General features: G+C 67.0%; 14 protein-coding genes. 6 read left to right on the top strand and 8 right to left on the bottom strand.

Features of this window, described 5'->3' with window-relative positions; genetic code table 11:
- Positions 1 to 3 precede the first annotated feature (3 nt).
- Complete coding sequence (locus tag ACAH01_RS12665; protein ID WP_372479430.1) at positions 4 to 1,254, bottom strand: NAD(P)/FAD-dependent oxidoreductase; 1,251 nt, start codon at positions 1,252 to 1,254, stop codon at positions 4 to 6.
- 128 nt (positions 1,255 to 1,382) lie between these two features.
- On the opposite strand from ACAH01_RS12665, the gene ACAH01_RS12660 reads away from it, so the two are divergent.
- Positions 1,383 to 1,961 carry a DUF6149 family protein gene (locus ACAH01_RS12660; RefSeq protein WP_153552585.1) on the top strand — a complete coding sequence of 193 codons (579 nt, stop codon included), beginning with the start codon at positions 1,383 to 1,385 and terminating at the stop codon, positions 1,959 to 1,961.
- A gap of 114 nt (positions 1,962 to 2,075) precedes the next feature.
- Here ACAH01_RS12660 and ACAH01_RS12655 read toward each other — a convergent pair whose 3' ends face one another.
- Positions 2,076 to 3,389, bottom strand: coding sequence for an NAD(P)/FAD-dependent oxidoreductase (locus tag ACAH01_RS12655; RefSeq protein ID WP_372479429.1), 1,314 nt, complete (start codon positions 3,387 to 3,389; stop codon positions 2,076 to 2,078).
- Positions 3,386 to 5,605 carry a histidine kinase N-terminal 7TM domain-containing protein gene (locus ACAH01_RS12650; RefSeq protein ID WP_372479428.1) on the bottom strand — a complete coding sequence of 740 codons (2,220 nt, stop codon included), beginning with the start codon at positions 5,603 to 5,605 and terminating at the stop codon, positions 3,386 to 3,388. The genes ACAH01_RS12655 and ACAH01_RS12650 overlap by 4 nt, the downstream gene beginning before the upstream one ends.
- A gap of 183 nt (positions 5,606 to 5,788) precedes the next feature.
- On the opposite strand from ACAH01_RS12650, the gene ACAH01_RS12645 reads away from it, so the two are divergent.
- From ACAH01_RS12645 to ACAH01_RS12635, 3 genes are read left to right on the top strand one after another with little or no spacing between them, the layout of a single operon-like run.
- Positions 5,789 to 6,664, top strand: coding sequence for a homoserine kinase (locus ACAH01_RS12645; protein ID WP_170093708.1), 876 nt, complete (start codon positions 5,789 to 5,791; stop codon positions 6,662 to 6,664).
- 49 nt (positions 6,665 to 6,713) lie between these two features.
- Complete coding sequence (locus ACAH01_RS12640) at positions 6,714 to 7,037, top strand: hypothetical protein (protein WP_170093709.1); 324 nt, start codon at positions 6,714 to 6,716, stop codon at positions 7,035 to 7,037.
- Positions 7,038 to 7,088: 51 nt separating this feature from the next.
- Positions 7,089 to 7,397: a hypothetical protein gene (locus tag ACAH01_RS12635; protein ID WP_372479427.1), complete on the top strand. Its 309-nt coding sequence runs from the start codon at positions 7,089 to 7,091 to the stop codon at positions 7,395 to 7,397.
- A 79-nt stretch (positions 7,398 to 7,476) separates the two neighbouring features.
- Here the strand turns inward: ACAH01_RS12635 and ACAH01_RS12630 are convergent, their stop codons facing one another.
- The 3 genes from ACAH01_RS12630 to pdxS form a co-directional block, all read right to left on the bottom strand.
- Positions 7,477 to 8,760 carry a mechanosensitive ion channel family protein gene (locus ACAH01_RS12630; protein ID WP_372479426.1) on the bottom strand — a complete coding sequence of 428 codons (1,284 nt, stop codon included), beginning with the start codon at positions 8,758 to 8,760 and terminating at the stop codon, positions 7,477 to 7,479.
- A gap of 207 nt (positions 8,761 to 8,967) precedes the next feature.
- The gene (locus tag ACAH01_RS12625; RefSeq protein WP_372479425.1) at positions 8,968 to 9,465 is read right to left on the bottom strand and encodes a thiol-disulfide oxidoreductase DCC family protein; all 498 of its coding nucleotides are present in this window, start codon (positions 9,463 to 9,465) and stop codon (positions 8,968 to 8,970) included.
- A 30-nt stretch (positions 9,466 to 9,495) separates the two neighbouring features.
- Positions 9,496 to 10,401: a pyridoxal 5'-phosphate synthase lyase subunit PdxS gene (gene pdxS, locus ACAH01_RS12620; RefSeq protein ID WP_372479424.1), complete on the bottom strand. Its 906-nt coding sequence runs from the start codon at positions 10,399 to 10,401 to the stop codon at positions 9,496 to 9,498.
- Between the two features lie 155 nt (positions 10,402 to 10,556).
- Here pdxS and ACAH01_RS12615 point away from each other — a divergent pair, with 155 nt between their 5' ends.
- Positions 10,557 to 10,829: a ubiquitin-like small modifier protein 1 gene (locus ACAH01_RS12615; protein WP_170093713.1), complete on the top strand. Its 273-nt coding sequence runs from the start codon at positions 10,557 to 10,559 to the stop codon at positions 10,827 to 10,829.
- Between the two features lie 4 nt (positions 10,830 to 10,833).
- Here the strand turns inward: ACAH01_RS12615 and ACAH01_RS12610 are convergent, their stop codons facing one another.
- Together ACAH01_RS12610 and gatD are read right to left on the bottom strand one after the other, a co-directional pair.
- Complete coding sequence (locus ACAH01_RS12610; protein ID WP_372479423.1) at positions 10,834 to 11,724, bottom strand: GNAT family N-acetyltransferase; 891 nt, start codon at positions 11,722 to 11,724, stop codon at positions 10,834 to 10,836.
- Between the two features lie 30 nt (positions 11,725 to 11,754).
- Entirely contained in the window at positions 11,755 to 13,026 is a 1,272-nt protein-coding gene (gatD, locus tag ACAH01_RS12605; RefSeq protein ID WP_170093715.1) for a Glu-tRNA(Gln) amidotransferase subunit GatD, read from the bottom strand.
- A 149-nt stretch (positions 13,027 to 13,175) separates the two neighbouring features.
- On the opposite strand from gatD, the gene ACAH01_RS12600 reads away from it, so the two are divergent.
- Positions 13,176 to 13,565, top strand: coding sequence for a hypothetical protein (locus ACAH01_RS12600; RefSeq protein ID WP_170093716.1), 390 nt, complete (start codon positions 13,176 to 13,178; stop codon positions 13,563 to 13,565).
- Positions 13,566 to 13,679 lie beyond the last annotated feature (114 nt).

Genomic DNA, 13,679 nt, shown 5'->3' with positions numbered 1-13,679 from the left:
AGTTCACTCGGCCTGTGCGGGAGCGACTTCTTCGAGGCGCTCGATGTCGACATCTTCTTCGAGCAGCAGTTCCTTCTTGTCCGCGACCTCGCGTTCCTCGCGGATGAGCTTCTTGAACTTCGACTGCTGGGAGAGATCGCCGATGAGCACGCCGCCGATGAGCTTGCCGTCCTTGAAAGTGAGTCGACGCCACTCCGTGTCGGAGTACTTTCGCTCGCAGTCCTCGTCGCCGAGCGTCGGGTGACCGAAGGAGAGGAAGGGGAAGTCGAAGTGGGTGATCGAGTACGTCGAGACCCAGCGGAACTCTTCTTCGGCCGCGTCGGCGACCATGTTGGCACCGGCGACCGATCCCTGCTCTTTGGCCGAGCCCCACGCGCCGTTCTGTGCGCGTTCGTCGAGGATCGTGTCGTAGAACTGCGTGATGTCGCCCGCCGCGTAGACGTCTTCGACGTTGGTCTGCATGTACTCGTCGACGACGATCCCGTCGTCGGTCTCGATGCCCGAGCCGGCGAGGAACTCGGTGTTGAAGTCCAGACCGATCGCGACGCCCGCGAAGTCGCCGTCGTAGCGGTTACCGTCGGGGTCGACGGCCGCCTCGACGTGACAGTCGTCGTCGACTTCGAAGTGGTCGACGCCGGACTCGAAGACGGGTTCGACGCCGACGCCGCGCATCGCGTCGTGGATGATCTCCGCGCCGTCGAGGCTGAGCGCGTAGCGCCACCAGCGGTTGCCACGCATGAGGAACGTCCCGTCGATCCCCTGTGCGCCACAGATCGCGGCGAGGTCGATCCCGAGCAGGCCCGCACCGACGATGATCGCGTCGTCGGTCTCCTCGGCGTGTTCGCGGATGTTGCGGGCGTCCTGGAACGTCCAGAAGTGGTGGATCCCGTCGGCGTCGGCGTTGTCGACCGGGAGCTGCGCCGGCGTCCCGCCGGTCGCGACGAGCAGCTTGTCGTACTCGTAGCTGTCGCCCTCGTGGGTGTGAATCTCGTGGGCGTCGGTGTCGACTTCGGTGACGTGCGTGTTCAGTTCGAGGTCGATGTCTCGCTCCTCGTACCACTCGGGTTCGTGGATCGAGATCGGTGCTTCGGGGAGCTTGCCCTTCGCGAACTCCTTGATGAGGATCCGGTTGTACAGGGCCTCTCCCTCGTCCGTGATGACTGTGACGTCTGCGTCTGGATCGGCTTCGCGGATCGACTCTGCAGCCGACGACCCCGCGATGCCGTCACCGATAATCACGTGCGACGTGCTCATAAGCGGGACGTTGGATATCGGGCTTAATGTGGATTGCCATCTTCGCGTCAGGTGGCAAGTATTGACGCGGCGGGTGAGAATTACCCCCGATCGCGGGGTTGAAGGCCGTCGCGACCAAGGGAAACGTGATGAAACTCCGCCAGAACGTCAAGCACTTCGCGGCCAAGCAGGCGCTGACACTCCCAGTCGTCGGCGAGGCGGTCAACGACCGGCTGGTGGACTTGCACACGAACGTCTTCGCGGACAAGGCCGACGCGAGCCGCGCCGACGAGCGGCGCGCCCACCTCGACGACTTCTTCGACGCGACGATGGACACCTACGTCGCCGCGCTGGACGCCGGCTTCCCCGAGGCCGAGGCCAGAGAGATCACACACGTACAGGCGAACTTCGACTTCTACAACCACGGCTGGACGGAGATGATGGAGTTCCCCGTCGACGAACTGGCGGCCCACTACGAGCGCTACGAGTCGTTCTTCGAGCGCTACGACATCACGATCGACGAGCCACTCGGCACGTTCGCTCCCGAAGACGGCATCACCGAGGCCCCGTCGACGCCCGAAAAGCTCGACGACCCCGAGCACCCTCACGCGGAGGGCGGGTTCGCCGACGACGTGTACGTCGAGACCGACGACGGCGAGATCGTGGTCGGCGGTCAGGAAGAGCCCACAGACGTGGATCCGAGCGAGGCCCCCGGCGTCGAGGAGTAGCGCCGCCGGTCGCCGTAGACCGCCCTCCGACAGTGCCATCCAGGCGACGCTCGGACGACGGCGTCCGCTGGACGCCGCGACTGCGGACAGCCCCAAACAGCGCGAGCAATCGAACTACCGGTCCCCGGTGATCCGGTCGGCACACTCGTAGCCGGCGACGATGCCGCCGTTGAGGCTCCGCTCGGGATACTGTGCCCGAGAGGCCATCCCGGCGTAGTAGACGCCCTCGGCGATCTCGTCGGCCAGGTCGTAGGGGACGACCATATCCAGATAGCCCCGCTCGTAGATCGGTGCCGTCCGCGGGTTCCGGGCGGTCTCGACCCAGTTGACGCTGTCGCGGTCGAAGTCGGGAAACAGCCCCTCGATGCCTGACAGCCACGTCTCGCGGATCTCTTCGTCGTCCTGTTGCCAGTAGGGGTCGTCCGTGTGCTGGACGTACTTGGCGATGTAGACGAGGTGTTCGCCGCCGTAGCGCTCGGGCGGGACGAAGTTGGTGTGCTCGATGAGCGCCCCGAACGGAGCCTCGTCGGCGATGTTGAGCCAGTAGGTGTCGGTCAGCGACTCGTCCAGACTGATCACCGAGCAGATCGTCCCCTGGAAGTCGATCCCACATTGATACCCCGTCAGCGCCTCCAGTACCGTCGGCATCGCGGCGACGACGGCGGCGTCGACCCCGTGAGTTTCGGTTCCCTCGTCGGTGTCGACGGTCAGCGAGTCGACGGCACCGCCCGTCGTCGAAAGCTCCGTCACGCGTGCGCCGGTCGTGATGTTCTCTCGGCCCACCGCCTCGACGAGCGCGTCCAGCAGCCGGCCGAAACCGCCGTCGAGGTAGCCGAGGATCTCCCCGTTGAGGATGTCTCGCTCCCCGCGGAACTTGATGCGCCCGAGCAGCCAGGCGGCGCTTACGTCCGCCGCGCGCTCGCCGAACTTCGCTTCGAGCAGCGGTTCGAAGAACGTCTCGTAGACGTTCTCCGTCGTGTGCTCCCGTGCGAACTCCTTGACTGGCACGTCCTCGAAGTCTTCGAGGCGCTCGTAGGTGTCGAACTTCGGGACGCCACCGCGAACGTCGATATCGAGCGTGAGCATCCCGAGCCTGAACTTGTCGTAGACGCTCCAGTGGGGAAAGGCGAGGATCTCCCAGGGCTTGTCCATCGGGTGGACGACCCCGTCGACGTAGTAGGCGTTCTCGCCGATCCGCCACTCGACGTCCTCGCCCAGCCCCAGCTCGTGGGCCAGCTCGACGATCGTCTCCTCGGACTTCGAGAGGTGGTGGTAGAACTTCTCCAGAGGGTCCCCGGCGGTCTCGTACACCGCGGCCAGTCCGCCGACCTGGTCTGTGGCCTCGAACACGTGGACTTCGTGGCCGCGTTGCTGGAGCCGGTACGCGGCCGCCAACCCCGCGATGCCGCCGCCGACGACGCCGATCATGCCTGCTCGTTTTCGGGCGACCGGGATGTGTGTTGTGTCTCGGCCTGCTGGAACTCGAGGACCGCCACGGCACCGCGGCGCGTGCCGTCGTCCCGGATGTCGTTGTCCTCGATCCAGACCGTCCCGCCGTAGAGGTTCATCATCACCGAGACGAAGTAGAGTCCGAAGCCGTGGCTGGTCTGGCTGGCACCGACGTTACGTTCGAAGACGGTCTCTTTCATCTCGTCGGTCATGCCGGGGCCGTTGTCGGCGACCCTGAGCTGGACGCGGTCGGCGATCTCGGTGGCGGTGATCTCGACGCGGGGCGCTTGTGCGTCGTTGTGCGTGATGGCGTTCGAGATGACGCTGTCGACGACCTTCTCGATGAGATCGTTGGCGAGGACGGTCAGCCCGTCGTCGACGGCCAGCTCGATGGTCACGTCCGTAAAGTCCTCCGAGAGCGCGTCGACGCGGTCGGACAACACCCTGCCGAGATCGATCCTGTCGAGGCGCTGTGCCTCGCTCGCCGTGACGGTGTCGTTGATCGCCTCGATCTCCTCGCTGAGTTCCGAGAGGTCCTCACACCACTGGACGATCCGGTCGAGATGTCGCTGTCTGGCGTCGTCGACGTGGTCTCGCAGGTGGTTCGCTCGTCCTTCGATGACGAGCAAGGCGTTGCGCAGCGTGTGTCGCAACACGCCGTTGAAGAACGCGACCTGCTCGTTGCGACGCTCGATCGCCTGTCGGCTCTGTCGGAGCTCGCGCTCGCGGTCGACCTGCGTGAACGCGACCTGCGTCGTCCGGGCGAGGATCGTCGCGAACTGCTCGTCTTCGGTCACGAACGCACCGGGCTCGCGCGAGCCGATCGCCAGCACGCCGTGGTCGTCGATCGGCACCAACAGGAGGTACCGGAACGGCATCGTCGTCCCCGAATCACGCACGTCCGCCCTGTCGATCGTCTCGGACTCGTAGGCGGTGTACACTGGATGGTCGGGGTCCTCGACGGTCAGCTCCGTCAGCGTACACTCCCGTTCGAGCGCGTCGCTGGCGGCGGCCGGGCGCAGTCGATCGTCCTCGTGGACGTACACCGCGGCGGCGTCCTGATCGAGCACGCGGTCCGCGAACGTCACCGTCAGCTCCGCGATGCGTTCGACCGAGTTGGCCGTGATGAACTGCTGGGTCGCCGCCTGGAGGGCTTCCAGGCGGTCCTGGCGACGCTGCTGGCCGGTCACGTCCCGCAAGACGATGAGCCGGCCGCGCTCGATGCCGTGCTGGTCGTCGATCGAGGTGACCTGCGGATCGAAGTACGTGACCTCCTCGCTGGTGGGGTCCGAGCGCGAGTAGACCGAACTACCGTCGAGCCGTTCGGCGAGCCGCGGAGCGACGGCGGCGAGCCGTCGCCCACAGAGGGGATCGGCGTCGAACATCGTCTCGGCGGCGCGGTTGTGATCGAGGATGCGACCGTCCTCTGCGAGGACGAACACGGGGTCGGGCAGTTCGTCGACGAGGATGTCGCTCGCCAGTGGCGTCACGTCGAGGAGGTCGTACCGGAACAGTCCCCAGCCCAGCACCAGCCCGGTGAGACCGAGTGCGGCCGGCGTCAGATCCACGCCCGGATGCGAGAACTGGTAGAACTGCGTCGCGGCGTTGACGATGACGGGCACGAGGATCGCAGTCACGACCGTCGCCGTCTGGAGTCGGTAGATGGCCCGCGACCTGACGAGAAAGCGTGCCAGCAGGAGGAACGCCACCGCGAGGAGGAGGTAGGTATAGAGGAGGTCGATCTGGGAGGGGATCCCTTCTGTGACGGTCAACACCGTGGCGTTCTCCCACGCCCCGACCCACACGCTCTCGGGTCCCGGTACGAGGTCGTGGAACGGAGCCGTCGCCGAGAGGACGGTGTAACTGGTCGGAACGAGCCACAGCGAGCCGACGAACCGCGGCGTGAGAACGTCCTCGCGGCCGATGTAGGAGAGTACGAACACCAACACGAGCGGGGCGGTGCTGCTGGAGGCGGCCCGTGCGATGCGGTCGAACAGGTACGCGCCCGCCACCTGATCGGTCAACAGGCGGGCCGTCGCCATGAACGCCCACGCGGCGGCAGCGACCATCAGCCAGCCAAACGCCGAGGCCGCCGGCTGGTCGTGGTTGCGCCAGGCGGACACTGCCATTGCACTGCAGATCAGCCCACTGACCAGCGTCATAGCGACGACGCTCCAGAACACGTACGTGGCCATTCGATTATCTCGTTCCGACAATATCCGTTCCGATACTAATCAGTTGCCCTGATACCGGCGGTCGCCGTCGCTCATCGGTCGTCGCTGTGACGCTCACCGGGAAATCGCTACGACCGGCGCTGTCCGACCGAACCCTGCGTACGGTCCGCTACCTTTTTGCCTGCAGTGGGGATACTCGGATGCATGTTGACCGTCCGGGCACCGGCAACGAGTGCCAACCTGGGGAGCGGGTTCGACGTGTTCGGCGTCGCGCTCGAGCGCCCGGCGGACGTGGTTCGCGTCTCGAAGGCCGAGCGGACGACCATCGAAGTGACGGGGGCCGGGAGCGAGTACATCCCGGAAGATCCGGAGAAAAACACCGTCGGCGCGGTCGCCAAAGCGCTCGACGCCCCGGCACACATCGAGATCGACAAGGGCATCCGGCCCGCGTCGGGACTGGGTTCTTCGGCCGCCAGCGCCGCTGCCGCGGCCGTCGGCCTCAACGAGCTCTACGACCGGGGCCACAGCCGCGAGGCGCTCGTGCCGATCGCCGCCAAGGGCGAAGCCGTCGTCTCCGGGGACGCCCACGACGACAACGTCGCCCCGTCGATCATGGGCGGGTTCACGATCGCGACCGACGAGGGGGTCACGCAGGTCGACGCCGACATCCCGCTGGTGGCCTGCCTCCCCGACATCGTCGTCTCGACGCGCGACGCGCGACGCGTCGTCCCCGAGCGGGCCGGCGTCGACCAGCTCGTCGAGACCGTCGGCAACGCCGCCAGGCTCACGACCGGGATGCATCGGGACGACCCCGATCTCGTGGGGGCCGGGATGTACGACTCGATCGTCACGCCGGCCCGAGCGAAGCTGATCGACGGCTACGCGGACGTTCGAGCGGCCGCGCTGGAAGCGGGCGCGACCGGGGTCACCATCAGCGGTGCCGGCCCGACCGTCATCGCCGCCTGTCACGAGGGCGATCAGCGAGCGATCGGCTCGGCGATGATCGAGCGCTTCGCCGAGGAGGACGTGGAGGCCCAGGTGTACCAGACTCGAATCGGCGCTGGCGCGACCGTGTTCTAGGCGCTGTCTCCACCAGTTCGCTTTTGTGTCACGTGATCGACGTGCGAGTATGGTCCCCGATGCGAGCGACGGCACGGACGAGGAGGCGACGGGCGAGTGGCGGCGGCGCGGCGACGGCGGCGTCGATCCGGGTTTCGATCCGGACACGCTGTACCGGGTCGTCCGGGCCGCGATCAAAGACGCACTGTTGGACGTGATCGGCACGTTGCTGTTGCTCGGCGTCGCGCTGGTGGTGGTCACTACCGGCGGACAGTTGCTCCTCGGTGCGATGTCCGAGGTGGCGACGGCGGTCGGTGCCCTGCTCGTCCTGTTCGGGCTCTACCTCGGGGCTGCGACGCTGGGGCTGATCCCGCCGCTCCGCGAGTGGCTGTAACCCTCAGTATAGCGGGTGTCTTTATCGGGCCAGAGCATGTTGTGTGTACACATGGAACGCAGACAGCCGGAGTTCGGGACGGACGGCTCCAGGTCACCGGCACCGATCGCGGTTCGACTCGTGTGGCTCGGCACCGCGCTGTGCGTGCTCGGAGTGCCGCTCGTCGTCGGCGTCGCTCTCGCGGTCGTCCTGTCGGCACCGTCGCTGGCGGCGGGTGCCGACAGTGCCCTCGCGGCCGTCGAGGGGCCACTCGGCGCGCCCGACGGCGTCGAGTGGCTGCTCCACGTGGGCGTCCTCGGCGTGCTCGTCGGCGCGTGGCTCGCCGGTGCGGGGCTCGTGAGCGCGGAGCTGTTGCCCTGATCACACTACCGGCTGTACGTCTGCGAAGAATTGCTCGATCCCGTGTCTCGAATCTCTTGAAACAGTACAGCCGGCAGTATCAGTCCGTCTCGCCGTCGGCGTCTGCCGAGGGCTGTCCGTCGGCCAGTTGTCCGTCGCGCAACTGGGTTGCGGTCCCGTCGCGTGCGGACAGTTCGCGCTGTGGGTACGGCACCGTGATCCCCTCGTCGTCGAACGCCTCCTTGACGCCGCTGACGACCCCCGAGATGGCCCGCCACTTCCGCGGTGGGCTCGGATGTTCGATCCAGTAGCGCAGTTCCAGCACGATCGCGGAGTCGCCGAAGGCCTTCGGGATGACTTTCGGTGCCGGCGCGTCCTCGACGATTTCGACGGCTTCGATCGCGTCGAGGGCCACCGTCTCGGCGTGGTCGGGATCGGCGTCGTAGTCGATTCCCACCTCCGTCCGCAGCCGCAGCCGGCCGTTTGAACTCCGGTTGGTCAGGGACCGATCGTTGACCTTGTCGTTGGGCAGGACGACCGTCTCGCCGTCGAAGTTCTGGAGTCGCGTGTTGAGGATCGTGATGTCGGTGACGATCCCCTCCTGGCCGTCGACTTCGATCCAGTCGCCGACGGTGAAGGGACGCGAGAACATGAGGACGAAACCGGCGATCAGCGAACCCAGCGTCTGGCGAGCGGCCAGACCGACGACGATCCCGAGGAATCCCGCCCCGACCAGCAGACCGCTGAGGTTGATCCCCCACAGCGTCATGATCGACGAACCGACGGTGACGAGCAGGACCACCTGGCCCACCCGCAGCATCACCTCTTCCTGGTGCTGGGTGACCCGGTCTGCACCCTGGCTGAACCGATCGATCACAGTTCTGAGCTGGTCGGAGCCGACGTAGGCAAGCACCAGCAACACGGCAGTCATCGTCGCTTTGACGAGGTTCGGGATCGCAGCGAGGATCAGCCCACCGGTGGCGACGGCCACGTCGACGAGTCCCCAGACGACCAGCAGCGAGAGCGTGCCGACGATCAGGACCGACACCTGGAGAATCCGCAACGCGATTCCCGAGATCGTCGTCGGGATGTACATCCCGACCAGCTCGACGCCGTCGGCGACGCGGCTGTCGAACAGTCGGGACGCGAGGACGCGGCGGATCTGGCGAACGAGGAGGGGGACGACGACGAAGACGGCGAGCAGCGCGGCGATCACGAGCACGGCGGTGACGGCCGCCCGCCCCTGGGTCGTCGCGAGTTCTTCGAGGAACCGCTGGCCCTCCCCGAAGACGGACGCCACGGTGTCCTGAAACACCGGCCAGTTCGACGCGGAGCCGTTGGTCGGGACCGGCGTCTCGTCGCCGACCGGCGTCGTCGTCTGCATAGTTCCCCCAGAGACCTACAGCGGCTTCATACTACCGGCTGTACATCTGTGACCGATTTCGCCACCCCGGGGTGGCGAAGATCGTCACGAAGTTACAGCCGGCAGTATCAGGGTTGTCCTCCGGAGCGGTACCGTCGGCTGTCCATCTGTGACCGCTTTCGCGACCCCATGGTCGCGAATATCTTGAAACAGCGACAGCCGGCAGTATCAGTCGAGTCGCCGCTGGAGAAATCGGTCGCGAATCTCCGGCTCGGGGATCGGACACTGGTCTTTCTTCCCGAACACGCGATAGCGGTAGTCTGCGACGAGGTCGTACATCCGGTCGCGGGTGCGCTCGGGGAGGTGGATCGCCGGGTACAACAGCGGCCACGGGCCGTCGAGCCGTCGGGCCACCCGTAGTGCGGCCGTCGACTTCGTGGCGACCGCGCCGTCCTCGATTAGGACGACGGAGTCGAACGTCTCTGTCGACAGGTCGTGGCGTTCGAGCAAAGCCTGGCCGACCTCGGACTGGAGCGGTGCGAACCGGAACGTCCCGGCCGCGTCGAACCGCACGACGAACCGGACTGCGGCGTTACAGAGGTTACAGACGCCGTCGAACAGGAGCACTGGTCCGTCGATGTCGTCGAGTCGAGCCGCCACGGCGCGCTCGTCGCTCCCGCCGTCGAGGTCGTTGGAGCCGTCGTCTGCGGGCGTGTCGGCGCTCACGGGTCGAGATTGCTCGCTGTGTTCGAACGCTCAGACGCCACGGCCCTGCATCTTCTCTTCTTCCGGCAGGTCGGCGTTGGCGTCGCCTTTCATGCCGCCGCCGATGTTCGACGCGATCTCGGCGAGGCGCTCGGGGTCGTCCCAGTTGTTGACCGCTTCGACGATAGCGGTGCCCATCGCTTCGGGGTCCTCTGCGCCGAAGATGCCCGAACCGACGAAGATGCCGTCACAGCCGTGGTGCATCATCAGCGCGGCGTCGGCGGGGGTCGCGATGCCACCGGCGGCGAAGTTGACGACCGGGAGGCGTCCCATCTCGGCGGTCTCGTGGACGAGATCGGCCGGGGCCTCGTGCTCGCGGGCCCACTTCTCGCGTTCCTCGTGGGTCATGCCCTCCAGTTCGCGGATCGCGCCCTTGATGTTGCGCTGGTGGTGGACGGCCTGGTTCACGTCGCCGGTGCCGGCCTCGCCTTTGGTTCGAATCATCGCCGCGCCCTCGTCGATCCGGCGCAGCGCCTCGCCGAGGTTGCGCGCGCCACAGACGAACGGGGCGGTGAAATCGCGCTTGTCGATGTGATAGCGGTCGTCGGCCGGCGTCAGGACCTCGCTCTCGTCGACCATATCCGCACCGGCGGCCTCGAGGATCTGGGCCTCCTTGGTGTGTCCGATCCGGGACTTGCCCATCACCGGGATCGACACCTCGTCGATGATCGCCTGCAGCGAGGCGGGGTCGGCCATCCGAGAGACGCCACCGCGCTTGCGGATATCCGCCGGCACGGCTTCGAGGTTCATCACGGCGACGGCACCCACGTCCTCCGCGATGCGGGCCTGCTCGCGGTTGACGACGTCCATGATGACGCCGCCTTTCTGCATCTTCGCGAAGCCGCGCTTGACCAGTTCCGTCCCCCGCTTGAGGTCTTCGAGATCGGTATCGGACATTACGCTCTGCTTAGGATTGGACTCACTTAACGCGTGTCCTTCTGTGTGGGACACAGTTACACAGCGCGTGCCTGCTCGTGCTCGCGCCGGCTGTAAATCGACCGCCGTCGGTCCGGTTCACAAAGGCTTTGGCCCACGCGGTCGGCAGATCAGGTATGCACTGGCGGCTCTTCGCGACGCTGGCCGAGACGGCCGGCGAGGATCGGGTGTCGGTCGACGACGCCGAGACGGTCGGCGAGGCCCTCGACGCACTGCTGTCGGCCCACCCCGCACTCGAATCGGAAGTGCTGGACGACGACGGCTCGCTGGTCGACCACATCCGGCTGCTCCACGACGGCGACGATCCGTTCGCGGCCGGCGACGGGCTCGACACGCCCGTCTCGTCGGGCGACGAGCTGGCGCTGTTCCCGCCGGTCAGCGGCGGATAGCGCGTCACTCTCTGCCCGTCAGATCCGCGGCCGTGACGAAGCTCGGCGAGTCGTCGGTGTCGGCCCGGACGAACGCCGCCTGGCCGACGTGGCGTGGCGTCTCCGGGAGCAAGATTCGGACGGCGTCGGCACCGATCGCCGCGGCGTCGTCCCGGATCGCGGTGACCAGCGCGTCGGCGGCCTCCGCGTCGTCCCACGCGGCGACGCCGTATTCGGCGACCTGCTCGTCCGCGCCGGCTGCCGTCCTGACCCGACAGGCCATTCCGCAGGTGCCGTCGCGCCTGACCGTGAACACGCGCTGGTCGTCGGCCAACTCGCGGAGGCCCCCGCGGGTCAGCTCCGAGAGTGCCCAGGAGTGTCCCGCGTCGAGGGTCAGCCCCCGCAGTGCCGTCCGCGCGTCGCTGTCGGTCCAGTAGTCCCAGGCCGCCGCGGGATCGGCGTCGACGGTCTCACCGGAGGTCCCTTCCCGTGGCGTCGGCTCGGCCCACCGGAAGCTCGTCACCGGCTCGAACCCCGCGGCGATCGACTGACCCAGCCCGGCGTCGTTCCACGAGAACACCATGTTCCGGGCGACGGTCGCGCCCCGGTCCCGAGCCCACTCGAAGAGCGCGTCGACCATCCGGAGTCCGAGGCCGGCCCGCCGGTAGCCGGGATCGACGCGCATCCCCTGGACCCACGCTTCGTGATCGGTGAGCATGAGTGCCTGACAGAGTCCGACTGCGTCCCCGTCGACGTCGACGACGACCGTGCGCTGGTCCGGCCCGTCTCCCGCGACCCAATCGCGGAACACGTCCGGGATGTAGTCGCGCTGCTCGCGGTCGTCCCACGTGTCGGCTGTGAAGGCGGCGACGGCCTCGTAGTCGTCTTCGCGGGCCTGTCGAACGGTCCCGTTCATGCGTGTCCCTACGAGCCGAGCGCCTTGAAACTACGTCCAGGGACGGGACTGGGACTGGATCTCGCCGGCCAGGGGCTCGCCCATCGTGTCAGCCACGTCGGACGTGTTCGCCAGCGCCCACATCAGCTTCACCTTCGCCGTCCCGGGGAGCATGTCCTCGCCTTCGACGACGCCGGCCGCCAGCAGATCACGGCCGGTGTCGTAGACTCGATCACACACTCGCCCGTCGAGACACTGACTGGTCATGACCACCGTGGTGCCGTCGTCAGTCAGGTCGTCGACGACCTCGATCCAGTCGGTGTCGACGTGACCCAGCCCGGTGCCCTCGACGACGATGCCCGCGGCGTCGTCGAGTGCCGCCAGCCGACTCGCGTCGGTGCCCGGCGTGAACTTCACCAGTTCTACGTCCGTCTCCAGTTCGTCGTGGAGTGCCAGCTCGGTCTGGCCGCGCTGGGCGTGTTCGCGGTGGAACGTGACGCCGTCGGTCGAGTCCGGATCGCTCTCGCTGACCGCCTCGTAGTCGACGGTGCCGAGGGGCTCGGCACCGACGGTCTCGAAGGCGTCCCGACGAGAGGTGTGGTTCTTCCGGACGCGGGTCCCGCGGTGGAGCGCACAGCGGTCGTCGGACTCGCTTTCGTGCATACAGACCATGACCTCCGCGGCGTCGCTCTTTGCCGCCGCGACCGCAGACACCGCGTTCATCACGTTGTCCGAGGAGGGGCGGTCGGCCGACCGCTGGCTGCCGGTAAAGACGATCGGCACCGGCGTATCGAGCATGAAGGCCATCGCGCTCGCGGTGAACTGCATCGTGTCGGTGCCGTGCATGACGACGACGCCGTCGGCACCGGCCTCGATCTCCTCGTAGATCGCCCGTGCGAGGTCCTGCCAGACGGCCGGCGTCATGTTCTCAGAGAGGATGTTCGCCACGACGCGCCCGCGGTAGTTGGCCATCCCCGCGAGGTCGGGCACCGCTCGCAACACGTCTTCGGCGTCGAACTGTGCGGTCACCGCGCCGGTGCGGTAGTCGACGGTGGAGGCGATCGTGCCGCCGGTCGAGATCAGCGACACCGTCGGCAACGACTCGTCGAACTCCACCGTCGAGGTGCCTTCCTCGTCCTGTGCGCTCTCGACGTCGTACACGTCGGTCTCGACGACCTCGACGGTCGCGTCCTCGCGGTCGATACCGACGTTGTACCCGCCGTCGAGCTTGACGACGAGGTGGTCGGGCGTGCTCGACGGCAGGAGGACGCCCTCGTAGGCCTGCGCTCCGCGTTCGACGTGGATCCGGTCGCCTGCGTTCATGGCCGGTCGTTCCCGCCGCCGGGACGTAAACCCTCCCGTTTCACCGCCGAGCGGGACCGCCAGCAGGGAGCGGGTCGCACCGTCGTCGGTAGGGGCCAACGGTCGCCGCGAACCCCGAAGTTATACGTCTCGCAGGCGACCGTCAGCGTATGAGTCAGTCGATCATCGACAAAGCGTTCGCCGACAACATCGTCACGACCGCCCGGACGGCGACCGGCGACAGCCTCCGATCGGTGACCTACTTCACGCGGGCCAACTTCGAACAGCTCTATCTGCGCGAGGACCTCGAACAGGACGCCGACCTCAACGACTTCGTCGGCCACGAGTGGCAGGGGTACAAGCAGACGGAAAACGCCTACCAGGAGTCCGAGCTGGGCGAGTACCTGTTTACGGTGCGGGCCTTCGAGAACGGCTACCTCCTGCGAGTCACCGCGGAGCGCTCGGGCGTGTTGATCACGACCGACGGACTGTCGATGAGCTCCTACGAGGAGATCGCCGAAGCCATCGGTCGGATGCTCGACGAGCAAAACGAGGAGTGATACTACCGGCTGTACATCTGTGACCGATTTCGTCACCCCGGGTGGCGAAGCTCTTCACGAAGGTACAGCCGGCAGTATGACGCCACTCCGGGGCCACGGCGGCGACCGTCGTCG

This window comes from Halomicrobium sp. HM KBTZ05 (genome assembly GCF_041530035.1).
Lineage (GTDB): Archaea > Halobacteriota > Halobacteria > Halobacteriales > Haloarculaceae > Halomicrobium.
The sequence above is the reverse complement of the archived record's forward strand: the minus strand, read 5'-3'. Positions and strand labels throughout refer to the sequence as shown.